Genomic DNA, 14,633 nt, shown 5'->3' with positions numbered 1-14,633 from the left:
TCGCATCGCGGTTGCCCGGCTGCGCATCGCGGTTGAACGGCTGGCGTTCGTCGCGATTGAACGGTTGACGGCTCTTGGCCGGCGGCTTCCCCTCACGGGGCGCCGGAGAATTGACCGACTTGATGAACCCGGAGCCTCCCGGCTTGGAGTTCCCTGCCTGCGGATTGCGCGGTTGCGACGATTCGCGGCCTTTGACACGCGCCACCGGCTGGCGGGCGTTGTGATTCTGTCCTTTAGACATCATGATTCCTGTTCGATTTCAGTCTCCACCGTCCCGCTGGACGGTGCTTCGCCGCTCACTGCGGCGGCATCGGCGGTCTGGGGCAACACCAGCGAACCAAGGTCGGCCAAGGGTGGCAGATCCTTCAGCGTATTCAGTCCCAAATCATCGAGGAACTTGCGGGTGCTTGCATAGAGTCCAGGCCGCCCGGGCACATCCTTGTGCCCGATCACTTCGATCCAGTCGCGTTCAAGCAATGTCTGCATCACGCTGGTCGATACCGAGACGCCACGTATGGCTTCGATATCGCCGCGCGTCACGGGCTGCCGATACGCGATTATGGCCAGGGTTTCCATCACCGCACGCGAATATCGCGGCGGCTTCTCCGGATTGAGCCGGGCCAGGTAGGGCGTGAATTCGGCGCGCGCGCGAAAACGCCACCCCGACGCCAGCCTGACCAACTCAATCCCATGCCCGCGCCAGTCTTGCCGGATTTCATCCAGCATATCGTTGATCAGCGCAGCCTTGATGTCCTCAGTGAACAATTTCTTCAGCTGAGACACCGTCAAGGCCTGATCAGACGTCAGCAACGCGGTCTCCAACACGATTTTCAGGTATTTGAGGTCGGTAATAGTGGACATGTGTTTCAGTGTAGTCCGTGCAACCAGTCGCGGGAAGCTGCGGATTTTACATGATTTTTTCTTCGTTGTTCTGAAAATATGCCGTCAGCCCGGCGGGGGGCATCGTTCAGGCCAGCCCGGAGCCGAAATCGCGCTCAGCGTCAAAATCCTGTAAGGATTGACTTACAAGTGATGACGCTATCAGACAGCACTTGCTAATCTTAGTCCGACAGAAACCGGCTCCATTCCCCTGACCGCTCCACCACACAGGAAGCGGCAGCAAAAGGACGACGCGATGACCCTCCTCCGGACGCCCGCGCCCCAGCACGGCCTGCCGCTTGCCGCACTATTGTTTGCCACGGTCGGTGCCGTGGGGCAGGCCTCTCCCCACCTTCCGACAGCCGAAACCCTGGCTTCGCATACGGGACAACGCATACAGTACCAAATCGATGGCGAAGATGCCGTGATCGGCGACATCATTCTTGGCCGGCACGACGATATTCAGCGCGCAGGGGGAGTGCAAGCGATCGCGTTGACGCCGGCGCAGGATACGGTAGCGACGCACCGGGTGCGGCGCGCCTCGCGCCAGCCCCGGGCCGCACTATGGCCGGACAACCGCGTCTATTACTCGTTGCAGCAAGCCAACGCGAGCGGGCGGGCGGCCATTCGCGCCGCAATCGCCGACATCGAAGCCGTCTCTGCCCTGCGATTTATCGAACGCAGCAACCAGAACGCCTACATCGATGTCCATTCTCCTGCCGCGGCGTGCCGCTCCAGCATCGGCCGCACCGGCGGCGCCCAGAAGCTCCAGCTGGCCGACTGGTGCGCGCACAAGGGACAGGCGCTGCACGAAATCATGCATGCGCTGGGGTTCTCGCACGAGCATCAGCGTCCCGACCGTGGCGAACATATCGCTATCGATGCACTGGCCGAGCTGCCGGATCTCGTGATCAAACCCCGTATCGAAACCCGCACCCGCTACGATATTCATTCCATCACCCACTACCGTCCCCCCATCCTGCATCCGCTGGACCCTGCCCTGCAGCTGAGTCCGGAGCTGGGCGGCCTCTCGGCCGGCGACATCCAGGCGCTCAATGCGCTCTATCCGCCGCGCGGCGTGCAAGGCAGGCTGGACGCAAGCACACTCGAAATCGTCAGCGACGGTGTCGCTCACCTCCTCGTGCAAGGCGGCGGGCAGCCCCTGAAACAGCCCGGCATCAGCCTGAGAGGCGCTCGCGGTCTCGAAATCATCATCCTCACGCTGCGGGACAACGAGCGGCGTCTGATCATCAAGCCGCATTCATTCCTCGGCCACAGCCTGCTCGAGGTCACCCTGCATTATCTCGACGGCCGGACGCAGACCTTGCCGTTGCCGCTGCGGGTCGACGCGCGCGACGCACACGAAAGCGGCCGGCCTTTGCTCGCCCGCGCCAGCGGCCTGTGCCTGCAGGCCGGCGGTGATGGACCCTATTCCTTGACGATGCGCCCCTGCCTGGCAATGGACGCGCAGCGATGGCGGCACCTGACCAGCGGCGAAATCGTCAGCGCAGCCAGACCCGGGCACTGCCTCGAAGCGACGCAGGCTCGTACGGCCCAGTTGCGCCCCTGCCAGTCGGGTGCCCGGCAATACTGGCACGCGGCAGGCCAGCGCCTGCTCAATGGCGCAGATGCTGCCCGGCCGCTGCGGCACGACCCGGCGGGAGCGCTTTTCACTGACAAGGCGGATGACTCCGCGCTGGAGGAACAATGGGATTGGGGGTGAGATGCGCGGCCAGAGACAATCAGACCAGGGCCAGACGCACGTAGATGGGCTGGTAAGGGGCATCCTGACTGACACGTACCATGCCTTCTTTCACCAACTCCAGCACGGCGATGAAATTGACAACCAGGTGCGACACGCCGAGTTCGGCCTCGAACAGTTCCTCGAACGCCACGTACTCGCGGCCATCGAGAAAGCGCAAGATGCGGCTCATCTGCTCACGCACCGACAACTGGTCTTTTTCCACCTGATGATGCCGATGATGGCGCGCTCGCGACAAGATGGACAGCCAGGCCTGACGCAGATCCGGCGCCGCCACATCGGGCAGCCTCTCCTCCGCGCTCTGCTCGACCAGCACGGCAAGCCAGGCAAAATCGCGCTCGGCTTGCGGCATCTTGTCGAGCGCCAGTGCGGCCAGCTTCATCTGTTCGTATTCGAGCAGGCGGCGTACCAGTTCGGCGCGCGGGTCCTCCGCCTCGCTGGCCTCGTCCTGCGGTGGACGCGGCAGCAGCAAGCGCGACTTGATCTCGATCAGCAACGCGGCCATCAGCAAGTACTCGGCAGCCAGCTCCAGCCGGCTCGCGTGCATGGTATCGATATAGGCCATGTACTGCGCGGTGATCGGAGCCATCGGAATATCCAGCACATTCAGGTTCTGACGCCGGATCAGATACAGGAGCAGGTCGAGCGGACCCTCGAAACTTTCCAGAATCACCTGCAAGGCATCGGGGGGAATGAACAGGTCCTGCGGCATTTCCAGCAGCGGCTGGCCAAAGACATGAGCCAGCGCCACCCCCGCCGGCAAGGCGGGAGCGGTCAGCTCGAATTCGGCGGAGCCGGTGGCGGCGACATCGCTCATTCCCGGGCTCAGTGCACGAAAAACACGCTCAGCAGCAGCGTATACAACAGCCTGACCATCGGGTAGAGCACCCAGGACAGCATGCCCAGCATCAACATGCCCAGAAGTATCCAGGTGCCGTAGGCTTCGGTGCGCGCATAACGCCAGGCAAGCCGTGGAGGCAGCAGGCTTTCCACGATGCGGCCACCGTCGAGCGGCAGGATAGGCAGCATATTGAGCACCAGCAGCGAGCAGTTGATCATGATGCCGGCCTGACTCATCAGGGCCAGCGGCTCGCTGAAATAATTGGGAACGCTGACGGCAAACTTGAACAGACCGGTCCAGACCACGGCCATGATCAGGTTGGCCAGCGGCCCGGCGGCGGACACCCAGCGCATGCCGACACGCGGATTTTTCAGATTGCCGAAATTAATGGGTACCGGCTTGGCCCAGCCGAAAATGAAGCCACCGAGCAGCATGCCGATCATGGGCAGTAAGATCGTGCCCAACGGATCGATGTGCTTGAGAGGGTTCAGCGTCATACGCCCCATGATATAGGCGGTCGGATCGCCGAAACGCTTGGCGGCGTAGGCGTGGGCGGCTTCGTGCACCGTGATCGCGAACAACACCGGCAAGGCGTAGACCGTGATTTTTTGGATCAGGTTGAGTTCTTCCATGAATCGTAATACTCGTCGGGTACGGGGTGGGAGGGCTCAATCGTCCAATCCGAACACGGCGGGATCCCCCTTGCCGCGCCGGATCAGTTCGACCGAGTCGGTCAAATCGATCACGGTGGTCGGTTCACTGCCGCACCACCCTCCATCGATGATGAGATCGACGGAACGCTCCAGTCGGTCCCTGATATCGTAAGGATCGCACAGAGGCTCGCTGTCACCGGGCAGCATCAGGGTACAGGATAGCATCGGCTCGCCCAGCTCTTCGAGCAGGGCCAGGGCGATCGCATGGTCCGGAACCCGCAACCCGATGCTAGAGCGCTTGGGGTGCAAGGTCCGGCGCGGGACTTCCTTCGTTGCCTGCAGGATAAAGGTATAACTGCCAGGCGTCGCCGCCTTCAACAGCCGGTACTGTGCATTATCGACGCGCGCATAGTTGGAAAGTTCCGACAGATTATTGCATACCAGGGTCAGGTGGTGCCTGACGTCGATCTGACGAATCGCCAGGATGCGCTCCATGGCGCCCTTGTCGCCCAAATGACAGCCCAGTGCATAGCAGGAATCGGTCGGGTACACGATCACCCCGCCGTCGCGCACGATCTTCACGGCTTCGCGGATCAGTCTGGACTGCGGATTCTCGGGATGTACGACAAAAAATTGAGCCATTTTCTATTCCGTTTTCCCGCACGCAGGCACGACGGCCAGGCGATGGGCGAGGTGTTCCCACACCGGGCGGCAGATCGCAGGCAGGTCGTCGGTGCGTCCCACTTCGCGCGCGCCCTCGCCCGGCGCATGAAAATCGCTGCCGGAACTCGACAGCAGTTGATGACGTTCGGCCAGCAGCGCGAATTTATGCCTGTCGTCCAGGCTGTGGCTGCCGCTGGAAACTTCGAGCGCTCCGCCCCCCGCCTCCTTGAATTCGAGGATCAAGCGCTCCATCAGCGTCCGTCCGAGATCATAGCGCCCGGGGTGGGCGATCACGGCGATGCCGCCGGCTTTGCATATCCAGTCCACGGCATCGCCAAGGGCCGCCCACTCGTGGGCCACATAGCCGGGCTTGCCCGGGGTCAGGTATTTGCGGAACACGGTACGCAAATCCTTGACCATATTCTGCTGCACCATGAAGCGCGCAAAATGGGTACGGCCAATCATCTCGGGGTTGGAACAGCGCGCCATCGCGCCATCGAATGCGCCGCCGATGCCGACCTTTTCCAGATGCGCCGCCATGGCGTGCGCGCGTGCCACCCTGCCGTCGCGGATGGTGGCCAGGCCACGGCACAGGGCAGCGTCGGCGGGGTCCATGCCCAGACCGACGATATGGATCGTGTGCTTGCCCCAGGTAACGGAGATCTCCACCCCGTCCAGAAAGGCGACCCCCTCCGCCGCGGCAGCCCGTCGCGCTTCGGGCAGACCACGCGTGCAGTCATGGTCGGTCAATGCGATCAGGCTCGCGCCGTTGGCGGCGGCGCGGCGCACGACTTCGTCCGCCGCCAGCGCACCGTCAGAAGCGTGTGAGTGAAAATGCAGATCGATAGTGGCCATGATGGTTCCTTACTCGTCCCGTCCGCCCGGCGGACAGGGATGACGGCTACGCCATTGTTCGAACTCGACAGCATAACGGTCGACTTCTTCGCGATAGAGATCCCATACGCAGGGATCGCATCCGCTGCCACAACACTCGTTGTCGCCCGGCGCTTGCGGGCGACGGGGGGGCAATTCATCCGGCATTCGCCGCAACCACGTCGATGATGAATCCTTCGCCGCTGACCTTCTGACCCGCGCGGATTTTACACGTCTTGCGCAGCTCGACTTGCCCGTCGACCCGGATCCCCCCTTCGGCAACACGGTGTTTGGCTGCGCCGCCGGAATCGGCAATACCGCAGATCTTGAGCAAATCGCATAAAGCAATGTATTCGCTTCTCAGTTCGAACGTCTCGTTCATTTTTGCACACCTGTCAGGGACAGAGCTGTTAGCCACCTGTGGAAAACAGCCACAACCCGTTACAAAATAACATCATTTCCCGATTGCCCAAAAAACAGGCAGTTATACGACTCTATCCACCCCGCAGCGGGAAAGGTCTGTGGAGCACCTGTTGACAACCACGGCAAGCGGTTGATGTACCTGGATTTATTGCCATACGCTTAAATAATAGGCAGGCCGGGCAGGCACTGCCGCATGGCACGCCATGCCGTTGCCACCCGCTCTTCATGCGTGCCACGGACATGAACGGGCACGACCCGGGCTCGCGCCAGTTCGTCGCAATAACGCTGCCACAGCGACTCGCGCTCGTGCGGATGACTGCGCAGGGGATCGGGCTGCCAGGGAATATCGGGGCTGGTCAGCAGGGTCAGCGCGTAGCTGTCGGGACGATGCAAGGCCAGCAGATCGGCTCCACAGCGGCCGAAGGCAACATCCGACCAGATCTTGCAGGTCGATACCGTGGTATCGCAGATGAGCACCTCGGCACCGATGCAAGCCCCGTCCTCGGCAGCCAGTTGCCCGCGCGCAATGGCAACCACGTCCGCATACTCCGGCCGGTAGGCCCGCTCGCGATAATATTCACGCGCGTATTCGGGCACGGCCACGGCGGCGACGCCATGCTGCAGACAGCGCGCGGCCAAAGCCTCCACCAGCGTCGTCTTGCCGCAGGACTCGGGGCCCAGCACCGCGACGCGCGGTGGCGAAAGGACGGTCTGACTCACTGTGAAAGCGCCCTAAAGCTACAATTATACGTCCCGGGCGCACGCTTTATAAAACTTCTCACACCCAGCGGGGACAGCCTTGTTAGCGAGCTGTGGACAACGCGGTCAAGTCCATGATCACTATGGCCATTTGCGCCACTGCTTATTTTTTAATCAGCGGCGGCGGTTTTGTACACGGCTTCGGTGAAGAGTCATGTGGGCCAGTTGTGGATAGATGCGGCAAGCCACTGAATCCTAGATCAAAATCGCCGCTGCTTATTTTTTAGGCAACCACGACAGACTCATCTCCCCCGCCAGCGAGGTCTTCAGCCCGCTTTGCCACACGCCGGGTTCTTGTCCGCACAGCACGCTCAGCTTGGCCAACGCCGCCTCGGGCGTCATGTCGCCGGCAGCGATCGCTCCTGCCCGCGCCAGGGCCGCGCTGGCGGCGTAAGCGCCGACGGCGACCGCCCCATGCGTAGCCTGTGTCAGCGTCAGCACCGGACAGCCCGCCGCCGAAGCCGCCGCTACCCCGGCCAGCAAAGCGGGATCGTCCGGGGCATTGCCGCAGCCATAGCCGAGCAGCAAGGCGCCGTCCAGTCTGGCGTCGGCCAGCATTTCACCGATCAACGCGGCGGAGATGCCGGGCGTCAGAAAAAACGCGGCCACGCGCACCGACTCATCCAGCAGCCGCGGCGCCCAGGGCACGCCGGCCTTCAACCAGCGCTGCCGGTGCCAGCGCGGAGAGATGGCAAACTCGGCCAGCGGAGGATAGTTGGGGCTGCCGAAACCACGAAACGCTTCGACATCGAGTTTGCGTGCGCGGCAGCCACGCAGCAGCAGGCGATCGAAGGCCAGCGCCACCTCGTGCAGATCGCTCTGGCACGCCGCCTCCAGCGCATCCGCCAGATTGCCCCAACCATCGCTGCGCGGATGGGAAAGCGGCAATTGCGATCCGGTCAGGATCACGGGCTTGCCCAGCCCAGGCAAGGAAAACGCCAGTGCGGACGCGGTATAGGCCATGGTATCGGTACCGTGGATCACCACGAAGCCATCGTAAGCATCGTAGCCAGCCGCTATATCGCGAATAATCATGTTCCAGTGCGCAAGACGGATAGCCGACGAGTCGATCAGGTTCGGGTATTCGATGACGTCAAAATCCAGCCCAGGACGGCGCAGCCTTTCCATCTGCTGCGGCAGCCAACCCGGTCGGGGTTGCAATCCGCCCTCCCCCTCAGTCATGCCTATCGTGCCACCGGTATAAATAATCAATAGTCGAGTCACAAAGAGTATCTTTTCGTAGTTCCGTTTGCGGATGGTAAGGGAAGGGACAGGCGGCGTCGACCTCGATGGAGACGACGCCCATCAGCTGTCGACGATACTTTTTCCTTTGTATTCACTATAATAAATGCGCTTCGTATGTCGGCACATCTGTTTGGCACTGCAAGGAGTATGAATATGAAACCGAGCCTGGTGAGCGCTCTGGCTATGGCAGGATTATTGAGCGCCTGCGGCGGCGAGCAGCCTATCGTCAGCGGCCCCCTGACCGCGCGTCCGATTTATCCGATGCGGACAGTGGAAAACCAGGGATCGATCTACCAGCCGAGCACCTCGCAGCTGCTATTCGAAGAACAGACGGCGCGCGCGGTAGGCGATACGCTCAAAATTTCGATTTCGGAAAGCCTGACCGGTTCCACCAAGTCGAATACCAGCAACGACCATGAAACGACGCTGGACCAGAAAGGTCCGGGCGCCGGCTCCTCCATGGGCGGTCTGCTGCGTTCTATCTTCGACGAGAACAAGCAGGCGTCGGGCAAGGATACCTTCAAAGGCACGGGCAATACCGACAACTCGTCCACGGTCACCGGCACGATGACGGTCATGGTCGTCGAAGTCCTGCCCAACAACGATCTGATCGTCGCCGGCGACAAGGCCATCGCGCTGAACGGCAACGTCAGCGTGCTGCGCTTCTCCGGCATCGTCAACCGGCGCAGCATCAAGGCCGGCAACGTGGTCGCCTCCAGCGACATCGCCAATGCGCGGCTCGAGCAAGTCGGCAAAGGCACGGTGGCCGAAGCCAACTCCCGCACAAGCTACCAGCAGTACTTCAAGGATCTGCTGACGTTCTGGTAAACCGGACGGCGGCTCAGCAGCCGCCCGTCTTCCAGTTCGCGCACTTCTGGTCCGGCAGCAGCGAAGTCACGACCGGCGCCAGTTTTTTCTGCGTCGTACCCCATTTGTCCCAACTGCCGACGTCGTAGCTCGACGTCGCCAGGACCTTGCCGTTCTGGCTCAAGCTCAGCATAGCGTGATCCATATACGAATCGTAGAGATCGCTCAGGACATGGCGGTCGAGTCGCACATAGGCGACATAGTTCAGGATGACGCAACCGCTGGGAACCGTGCCCGGCTCGTACACGCGGCTATCGACACCGTGTTTTTGCAACTCGTTCTGGATGGCGGGCACGATGTCCGCAATCTGCACCCGGTTATTAAATTCGATACACACATTCTGCACGCCGGTATGTTCGTGCACGACAGGCTGTTTCGCCTCGCTCGGAGCCATGGCGGCAAAGCCATTGGCGGCGGCAGCGGCAATCTGGGCCGCCTCGACGGCAGGCGATGGTGCGAGGATATAGCAGCCGCTGAGCGGGATGGTCGCAAGAATGGCGATGATCAAAGTCTTCAAGGTCGGCGATCCTGTGTAGCAAAGGCAACGATACGAAACGCAGCAGCCCCTTCCTGCGCCGCAGCGTCCCCCGGCACTCCATTCTACTCACGCCCGGCCACAGGCCGGGCATCCTTCCGGCTTAACGCCGCAGCATACACGCGTTATAGCGTCCATCGACGCGCCGCGCGAACCACTCGGTGGTCAGCCGGTGGGTAAATTTGGGGCTGACCAGCACAATCTGGGGAATGATCTCGCGCGGCAGATGCCGGCCGGCCGCGGCGTCCGCCAGGGCAAAAACGCGCTGATACAACACGCTCTGTCCAAAGCCGGATAATTTTTCCGTACGCAGATCGCGCAGGACCTCGTCCATGCTCATCTTCAAACGCCCGGTCATTCCCGCCAATTGCCGCTGCGTGTCGCTCGCCGCTCCGGAAAACACGCGGTCCATCTTGTTCGAATACAGCATCAGGTCGCCGTCCAGCGCCAGCTTGTGTCCTGACAGCCGCGCCACGGCCTGCTGGAATGCGGCATTGCGGCTGCTATAGCGCCCGGCATTATAGTCGGCAAAGCGATAAACCATATCGTTATATGGCGCAGCATACTGCAACAGGATGGCCGTCCCGAAATAGACACTGCCACGCCGGGTAAAGACTTCGTCGCGCAGGGACTGATAATGGTAGGGATAGGGCCAGGCGCGGATCTGCGTCTCGGCGAAAGCAACGCTGACCTGCATCGGCCCGCCGTCGCGAATCGGATTCTTGCTGGCCGCCAGCGACTGGCCGAAAGGTAGTGCGCGCGCCATATCCTCATACAAGGCATTCATCTCGCGCTTGGTGCGCAAGGAATCGATACGCTGCTTGAAACTGCGCCCGTCAGGCGAGGTCTTCAACAATGCCGCATCGACGACGACAGCGGGAATCAGGTATTTCTTGCGCTTTTTCTCTATCTCGCCCCACACGATGGCAGACAGATTAGGCACCACAGGGTCCGGCTGGAAACCCGACTCCTGCTCGGCGACGGCCAGAACCGCGCAGAAATATTGCGGTGCATACGGAATCTTGAGATTGGTGAACGCCTCGAAAATATCGTTGCTCCAGCCTTTGCGGTCAGGGATGTTCTTGGGCAGCAATCGATCCAGCAACAACCGCCCATCACGCGGGTTGCTGTAGTCGGGACCGCTAGGCACAGGCGGACGCACAGGCACAGGCACAGGCACCGGGATGGCGGGCACCGCCGGTTTGACCGGAATCGTCACGGCGGGAGCAGGCTCGACCACCGGTGCCGATGCCGGAGCTTCGGGCGGGCGGACAGACGAAGGTGGCGTGGTGGCACAGGCGGTCAAAAGAAGGACGACCAAGGCCAGGCAGGGATGACGAGAGTTCACTGCGCGCTTTCCCACAATCAAAGCGGCCATTATACGCCGCCGAGCGCCACCCGTCAGACCCGGCCCCAGCTCGCCGCCCCTCATCCATACCGCTGGCAGGGGCACGGGAACCGCTGACCATGGCATACGACCACTCGCCGGATTTTCACTATAGCGGATACCGTGCTGCCGTTACATTCGCACTGAGCACGACCAATCGTTTTAAATGGCCACGGCATTTAATAGGCTTCGGGGAACGGCAGCATGAACAGAATTCGGCATTGGACGCTACGCGCCCGTCTCATCGCCATGATGGGCGTCATGGCATTACTGATTTGCATCCTGGGTGTGCTCAGCCTGCAGGAAGAACACAGCACGCTGCTGCAGGAGCGTCACGACAAAGTGCGCAATCAGGTGGAAAGCGCTGTCAGTCTGGTCGAAACGTTCGAAAACCAGGCCGCAAGCGGCGCCTTGCCCGAAGCGGAAGCGCAGCATCTGGCGCTGCAAGCGCTCACGCGCATGCGCTACGACGGCAAAGAATATTTCTTTGTTCTTGATTCCGACCTCCGCTACCTTGCGCACGGAGCCAAGGCTGCCCTGATCGGCAAGGATCTGCACACCCTCAAGGATGCGACCGGAATCAATATGGGGGATCTGTACGAACAGGCCCTGCGCGCGGGTGGCGGCAAGGGCTTCGCCTCCTTCGTCTGGGACAAGCCCGGCTCAGCCTCCCCGCAGCCCAAACTCGCTTATCTGATGAGCAGCAAGAACTGGCACTGGGTGGTCGTGACCGGCATCTATGTCGACGATCTCGAGGCAACCTTCCATACCAAGATGCTCAGGCTGGGTATCGTCTGTCTGCTGGCGCTGCTGGTGCTCGGCGGTGGCGGACTGCTGCTGCTGGGCTCTGTGCGCCACCTGCTCGGCGCCGAACCGGAACGGCTGGTCGAAGTGGTGCGGCGGATCGCGGATAACCGTCTCGACCGCCCTATCGAACTCGCGCGCGGCGATAGTCACAGTGTACTGGCGGCCGTGGCGGCGATGCACACCCAGCTGCGGGCGCTGGTTCAGGAAATCGTCGACGGGACCGATACACTGACGCGCATGAACGGGCAGCTCGCCCATAGCGCCGCCGACGTCGCCACTCGTTCGGAGCAGCAAAGCCAGGGCGCGGGCGCAATGGCCGCTGCCGCGGAGCAACTGACCGCAAGCGTCAATCAAATCGCCGGCAATGCGCAGCAGGCGCGCACGCTGTCGCAGGAGTCCGGGCAATTATCCGCAGACGGCGGACGGGTCATCACCCAGGCCATGGGGGAGCTCGAGCGCATTCATGCCGTGGTGGAACAGGCGGCGGAGGCGATAGGCGCCCTGACCGGCAAGACCCAGTCCATCGCCACCATCATGCAGGTCATCAAGGAAATCGCCGACCAGACCAATCTGCTCGCACTCAATGCCGCCATCGAGGCGGCGCGTGCCGGCGAAGCCGGCCGCGGCTTTGCCGTCGTGGCCGATGAAGTCCGAAAACTGTCGGAAAGGACCGCGCGCGCCACCGACGAAATCGCGGGCATGATAGAGGAGATACACGGCAGTTCAAACGCGTCGCAAAGCCGGATGGACGAGGCCGTGCAACGCGTTCGCACCGGACTGGCGCTGGCGGGACAAGGCAGTGAGGCCATCGTGCGCATCCGCGACAGCAACGACCGCGTCATCGCGGTCGTTTCTGATATCTCGGTGGCTCTGAACGAACAGGCGCAGGCAAGCCAGGATATCGCCCAGCAGGTCGAAGTCATCGCACACAGCAGCGCGCTCAACGCAGGCTCTTCGGGCGAAGTCGCCCACTCGGTGCAAGCGATGCGCAGCATGGCCGAGCAGCAGCGCGGGCTGGTCGCGCGCTTCGTTCTCTGAGCAGCCAGGTCCGCACGCCGGGGGCATCCACGAACGGAAGTGCGGCCACCCGTCATGCCAGATCGACGATTGTCTCCGTACAGGGGGATTGGCCGGAACAGGCGTTTCTGAATGTCAACTTCACGAATCGGGATGCGAGTACGGCGAGAGGGGACAGCAAGCTCCCGGGGTGTAGGACGCAATCCGGCTTCGCCGTCGCGGAAGTGCCGATCCGGAAGGTGACCGTTATGACTGGCCCCTCCCCTTCATGGCGGGGACAGGCAAAGTCGCGCAGAGTCTTCAACCGCGGCAGCAAGTCATGTTCCGGTAACGCCACCCGGCTTCGACGGAACATGCCGTCGCGAATTGTCACGACAGGACAGCGATAGGCTTAAAAAAAGGGGGGAACTCAGGGCCGATGCAGGCAGTGGAGCGGGCGAAGGGAATCGAACCCTCCTCACGAGCTTGGGAAGCTCGGGTAATACCACTATACGACGCCCGCCTTGCAAGAGTGCGGATTATACACAGACAAGCGGACGGGCGGCAAGTGCCGCCCCGCGCCCGTTCAGACGTAGTCCAGCGGCAACGCCGTCGTGCATTTGATCAGTTCCATCGCGAAGCTGGAACTGATATCGGACAAGTCCGCCTCTGCGATCAATTTCTTGTACACGCGATCGTAGGCGGCGATGTCCGGCACGACCACGCGCAACAGATAGTCGATATCCCCGCTCATACGATAAAACTCGACCACCTCGGGTATCGCCGCCACTGTCGCAGAGAACTGTTCAAACCATCCCTGGCTGTGGCGCGAGGTCTTGATCGAAACGAAGACAGTCACGGCGACGTTCAGCATGGCAGGGTCGAGCAAGGCGACGCGGCGGGTGATGAAACCCTCTTCCTCAAGCCGTTGTACCCGGCGCCAGCACGGCGTGGCCGACAAATGCACGCGCGCCGCCAGTTCGGCCAGCGGCACTTCCGCATTGTCCTGCAGAATGGCGAGCAATTGCCGGTCTATCGCGTCTATTTTTCGGGACATAGCGAGCACCAGAGTATTTTTTTCTAATATTGGGCCAATTCGTGCAAATTTTGCAAACCATTTGCCGAAATCACGCCGCATACTCAGTCAAGACATCTACGGCAAAGGAAGCGGCAAATGAAAAGCATCGGCCTGATCGGCGGCATGAGCTGGGAATCCAGCACACTTTACTACCAGATCATCAACCGCGAAGTTGCGCGCCGTCTCGGCGGACTGCACTCCGCCCGCTTCATCATGAATAGCCTCGACTTCGCCAACATCGCCGCCATGCAACGCGCCGGCGACTGGGACGGCATGACCGGCATTCTCGCCACTGCCGCACGCGGACTCGAGGCCAACGGGGCAGACTGCATCCTGATCGGCACCAACACCATGCACAAAGTGGCGCCCGAAGTCGCCGCCGCGGTCAATGTTCCGCTGCTGCATATCGCCGATGTCACTGCCGAAGCCATCGTGCGAAGCGGCATCGACCGGGTCGCCCTGCTTGGCACCTGTTTTACCATGGAGCAACCGTTCTATCGCGAGCGTCTCGCCGCACGCGGTATCGAATGCCTGATCCCGGACGAATCGCAGCGCAAGGAAATCCACCGCGTCATTTTCGAGGAGCTGTGCCGCGGCGAGATCCTCGACAGCTCGCGCCGCACCTTTCTGCAAATCATCGATGAGCTGGCGGCGCAAGGCGCCGCCGGAGTGGTGCTCGGCTGCACCGAAATTCCGCTGTTGATCGGTGCGGGCGACACCTCGCTACCGGTATTCGACACCACCGAGTTGCACGCGCTCGCCGCGGTCGACTTCGCGCTCGGCCACGCCGCCATCAACTGAGAGCGGCGGCACGACAAAGGGCGTGCCTAGGTTAGCGCATTTGCATATCATGTACAGGCCATTC

The 14,633-nt window shown here is 61.7% G+C and carries 16 protein-coding genes, 1 tRNA gene and 1 pseudogene; 4 read left to right on the top strand and 14 right to left on the bottom strand.

Annotation, left to right across the window (positions count from 1 at the left end):
• Both G520_RS25265 and scpB read right to left on the bottom strand, forming a co-directional pair.
• Nucleotides 1-244, bottom strand: a pseudogene (locus tag G520_RS25265) (23S rRNA pseudouridylate synthase B); the annotation flags it as partial.
• Nucleotides 241-861: an SMC-Scp complex subunit ScpB gene (gene scpB / locus G520_RS0119025; protein WP_028537044.1), complete on the bottom strand. Its 621-nt coding sequence runs from the start codon at nt 859-861 to the stop codon at nt 241-243. The gene scpB and the pseudogene G520_RS25265, both read right to left, overlap by 4 nt.
• 274 nt (nt 862-1,135) lie before the next feature.
• Between scpB and G520_RS0119020 the strand changes: the two genes are divergently transcribed.
• Nucleotides 1,136-2,602 (top strand): M12 family metallopeptidase, encoded by a 1,467-nt coding sequence (locus G520_RS0119020; RefSeq protein WP_028537043.1) that lies wholly within the window; start codon nt 1,136-1,138, stop codon nt 2,600-2,602.
• A 19-nt stretch (nt 2,603-2,621) separates the two neighbouring features.
• Here the strand turns inward: G520_RS0119020 and G520_RS0119015 are convergent, their stop codons facing one another.
• The 8 genes from G520_RS0119015 to G520_RS0118985 all read right to left on the bottom strand — a co-directional run bounded on the left by G520_RS0119015 (nt 2,622) and on the right by G520_RS0118985 (nt 8,077).
• Nucleotides 2,622-3,458, bottom strand: coding sequence for a segregation and condensation protein A (locus G520_RS0119015; protein ID WP_036666593.1), 837 nt, complete (start codon nt 3,456-3,458; stop codon nt 2,622-2,624).
• Between the two features lie 8 nt (nt 3,459-3,466).
• Nucleotides 3,467-4,114, bottom strand: coding sequence for a site-2 protease family protein (locus tag G520_RS0119010; protein WP_028537041.1), 648 nt, complete (start codon nt 4,112-4,114; stop codon nt 3,467-3,469).
• 36 nt (nt 4,115-4,150) lie between these two features.
• Complete coding sequence (locus tag G520_RS0119005) at nt 4,151-4,777, bottom strand: L-threonylcarbamoyladenylate synthase (RefSeq protein ID WP_028537040.1); 627 nt, start codon at nt 4,775-4,777, stop codon at nt 4,151-4,153.
• Nucleotides 4,778-4,780: 3 nt separating this feature from the next.
• Complete coding sequence (locus G520_RS23470; RefSeq protein ID WP_036666591.1) at nt 4,781-5,653, bottom strand: 3',5'-nucleoside bisphosphate phosphatase; 873 nt, start codon at nt 5,651-5,653, stop codon at nt 4,781-4,783.
• 9 nt (nt 5,654-5,662) lie between these two features.
• On the bottom strand, nt 5,663-5,839 hold the full coding sequence (locus tag G520_RS24655; RefSeq protein ID WP_211222882.1) for an oxidoreductase-like domain-containing protein: 177 nt from the start codon (nt 5,837-5,839) through the stop codon (nt 5,663-5,665).
• Nucleotides 5,829-6,053, bottom strand: a complete 225-nt coding sequence (locus G520_RS0118995; protein ID WP_028537039.1) for an RNA-binding S4 domain-containing protein — start codon at nt 6,051-6,053, stop codon at nt 5,829-5,831. The genes G520_RS24655 and G520_RS0118995 overlap by 11 nt, the downstream gene beginning before the upstream one ends.
• Nucleotides 6,054-6,253: 200 nt before the next feature.
• Entirely contained in the window at nt 6,254-6,814 is a 561-nt protein-coding gene (locus tag G520_RS0118990; RefSeq protein ID WP_028537038.1) for an AAA family ATPase, read from the bottom strand.
• A gap of 255 nt (nt 6,815-7,069) precedes the next feature.
• On the bottom strand, nt 7,070-8,077 hold the full coding sequence (locus G520_RS0118985; RefSeq protein WP_028537037.1) for an asparaginase: 1,008 nt from the start codon (nt 8,075-8,077) through the stop codon (nt 7,070-7,072).
• Between the two features lie 174 nt (nt 8,078-8,251).
• Here G520_RS0118985 and G520_RS0118980 point away from each other — a divergent pair, with 174 nt between their 5' ends.
• Nucleotides 8,252-8,926: a flagellar basal body L-ring protein FlgH gene (locus G520_RS0118980; protein ID WP_036666589.1), complete on the top strand. Its 675-nt coding sequence runs from the start codon at nt 8,252-8,254 to the stop codon at nt 8,924-8,926.
• 13 nt (nt 8,927-8,939) lie between these two features.
• Here the strand turns inward: G520_RS0118980 and G520_RS23465 are convergent, their stop codons facing one another.
• Both G520_RS23465 and G520_RS0118970 read right to left on the bottom strand, forming a co-directional pair.
• Entirely contained in the window at nt 8,940-9,482 is a 543-nt protein-coding gene (locus tag G520_RS23465; RefSeq protein WP_051229524.1) for a hypothetical protein, read from the bottom strand.
• A gap of 121 nt (nt 9,483-9,603) precedes the next feature.
• The gene (locus G520_RS0118970) at nt 9,604-10,848 is read right to left on the bottom strand and encodes a DUF1615 domain-containing protein (RefSeq protein ID WP_246542681.1); all 1,245 of its coding nucleotides are present in this window, start codon (nt 10,846-10,848) and stop codon (nt 9,604-9,606) included.
• 243 nt (nt 10,849-11,091) lie between these two features.
• On the opposite strand from G520_RS0118970, the gene G520_RS0118965 reads away from it, so the two are divergent.
• Nucleotides 11,092-12,732, top strand: coding sequence for a methyl-accepting chemotaxis protein (locus G520_RS0118965; RefSeq protein WP_028537034.1), 1,641 nt, complete (start codon nt 11,092-11,094; stop codon nt 12,730-12,732).
• A 407-nt stretch (nt 12,733-13,139) separates the two neighbouring features.
• On the opposite strand, the gene G520_RS0118960 is transcribed toward G520_RS0118965, so the two are convergent.
• Nucleotides 13,140-13,213: transfer RNA gene (locus tag G520_RS0118960), tRNA-Gly, on the bottom strand.
• A 63-nt stretch (nt 13,214-13,276) separates the two neighbouring features.
• Complete coding sequence (locus G520_RS0118955) at nt 13,277-13,747, bottom strand: Lrp/AsnC family transcriptional regulator (protein WP_211222881.1); 471 nt, start codon at nt 13,745-13,747, stop codon at nt 13,277-13,279.
• Between the two features lie 117 nt (nt 13,748-13,864).
• Here G520_RS0118955 and G520_RS0118950 point away from each other — a divergent pair, with 117 nt between their 5' ends.
• A complete protein-coding gene (locus tag G520_RS0118950; protein ID WP_028537032.1) occupies nt 13,865-14,569 on the top strand; it encodes an aspartate/glutamate racemase family protein in 705 nt (234 codons plus the stop codon).
• The last annotated feature ends 64 nt before the right edge of the window (nt 14,570-14,633 follow it).

The organism is Paludibacterium yongneupense DSM 18731, assembly GCF_000422925.1.
In the GTDB taxonomy this organism is placed as follows: Bacteria; Pseudomonadota; Gammaproteobacteria; order Burkholderiales; family Chromobacteriaceae; genus Paludibacterium; species Paludibacterium yongneupense.
The sequence above is the reverse complement of the archived record's forward strand: the minus strand, read 5'-3'. Positions and strand labels throughout refer to the sequence as shown.

Bases quoted from the DNA above. Each gene is read 5' to 3' on its own strand.
- scpB (WP_028537044.1), bottom strand. From the start codon at position 861: ATGTCCACTATTACCGACCTCAAATACCTGAAAATCGTGTTGGAGACC.
- G520_RS0119020 (WP_028537043.1), top strand. From the start codon at position 1,136: ATGACCCTCCTCCGGACGCCCGCGCCCCAGCACGGCCTGCCGCTTGCC.
- G520_RS0119015 (WP_036666593.1), bottom strand. From the start codon at position 3,458: ATGAGCGATGTCGCCGCCACCGGCTCCGCCGAATTCGAGCTGACCGCT.
- G520_RS0119010 (WP_028537041.1), bottom strand. From the start codon at position 4,114: ATGGAAGAACTCAACCTGATCCAAAAAATCACGGTCTACGCCTTGCCG.
- G520_RS0119005 (WP_028537040.1), bottom strand. From the start codon at position 4,777: ATGGCTCAATTTTTTGTCGTACATCCCGAGAATCCGCAGTCCAGACTG.
- G520_RS23470 (WP_036666591.1), bottom strand. From the start codon at position 5,653: ATGGCCACTATCGATCTGCATTTTCACTCACACGCTTCTGACGGTGCG.
- G520_RS24655 (WP_211222882.1), bottom strand. From the start codon at position 5,839: ATGCCGGATGAATTGCCCCCCCGTCGCCCGCAAGCGCCGGGCGACAAC.
- G520_RS0118995 (WP_028537039.1), bottom strand. From the start codon at position 6,053: ATGAACGAGACGTTCGAACTGAGAAGCGAATACATTGCTTTATGCGAT.
- G520_RS0118980 (WP_036666589.1), top strand. From the start codon at position 8,252: ATGAAACCGAGCCTGGTGAGCGCTCTGGCTATGGCAGGATTATTGAGC.
- G520_RS0118965 (WP_028537034.1), top strand. From the start codon at position 11,092: ATGAACAGAATTCGGCATTGGACGCTACGCGCCCGTCTCATCGCCATG.
- G520_RS0118955 (WP_211222881.1), bottom strand. From the start codon at position 13,747: ATGTCCCGAAAAATAGACGCGATAGACCGGCAATTGCTCGCCATTCTG.
- G520_RS0118950 (WP_028537032.1), top strand. From the start codon at position 13,865: ATGAAAAGCATCGGCCTGATCGGCGGCATGAGCTGGGAATCCAGCACA.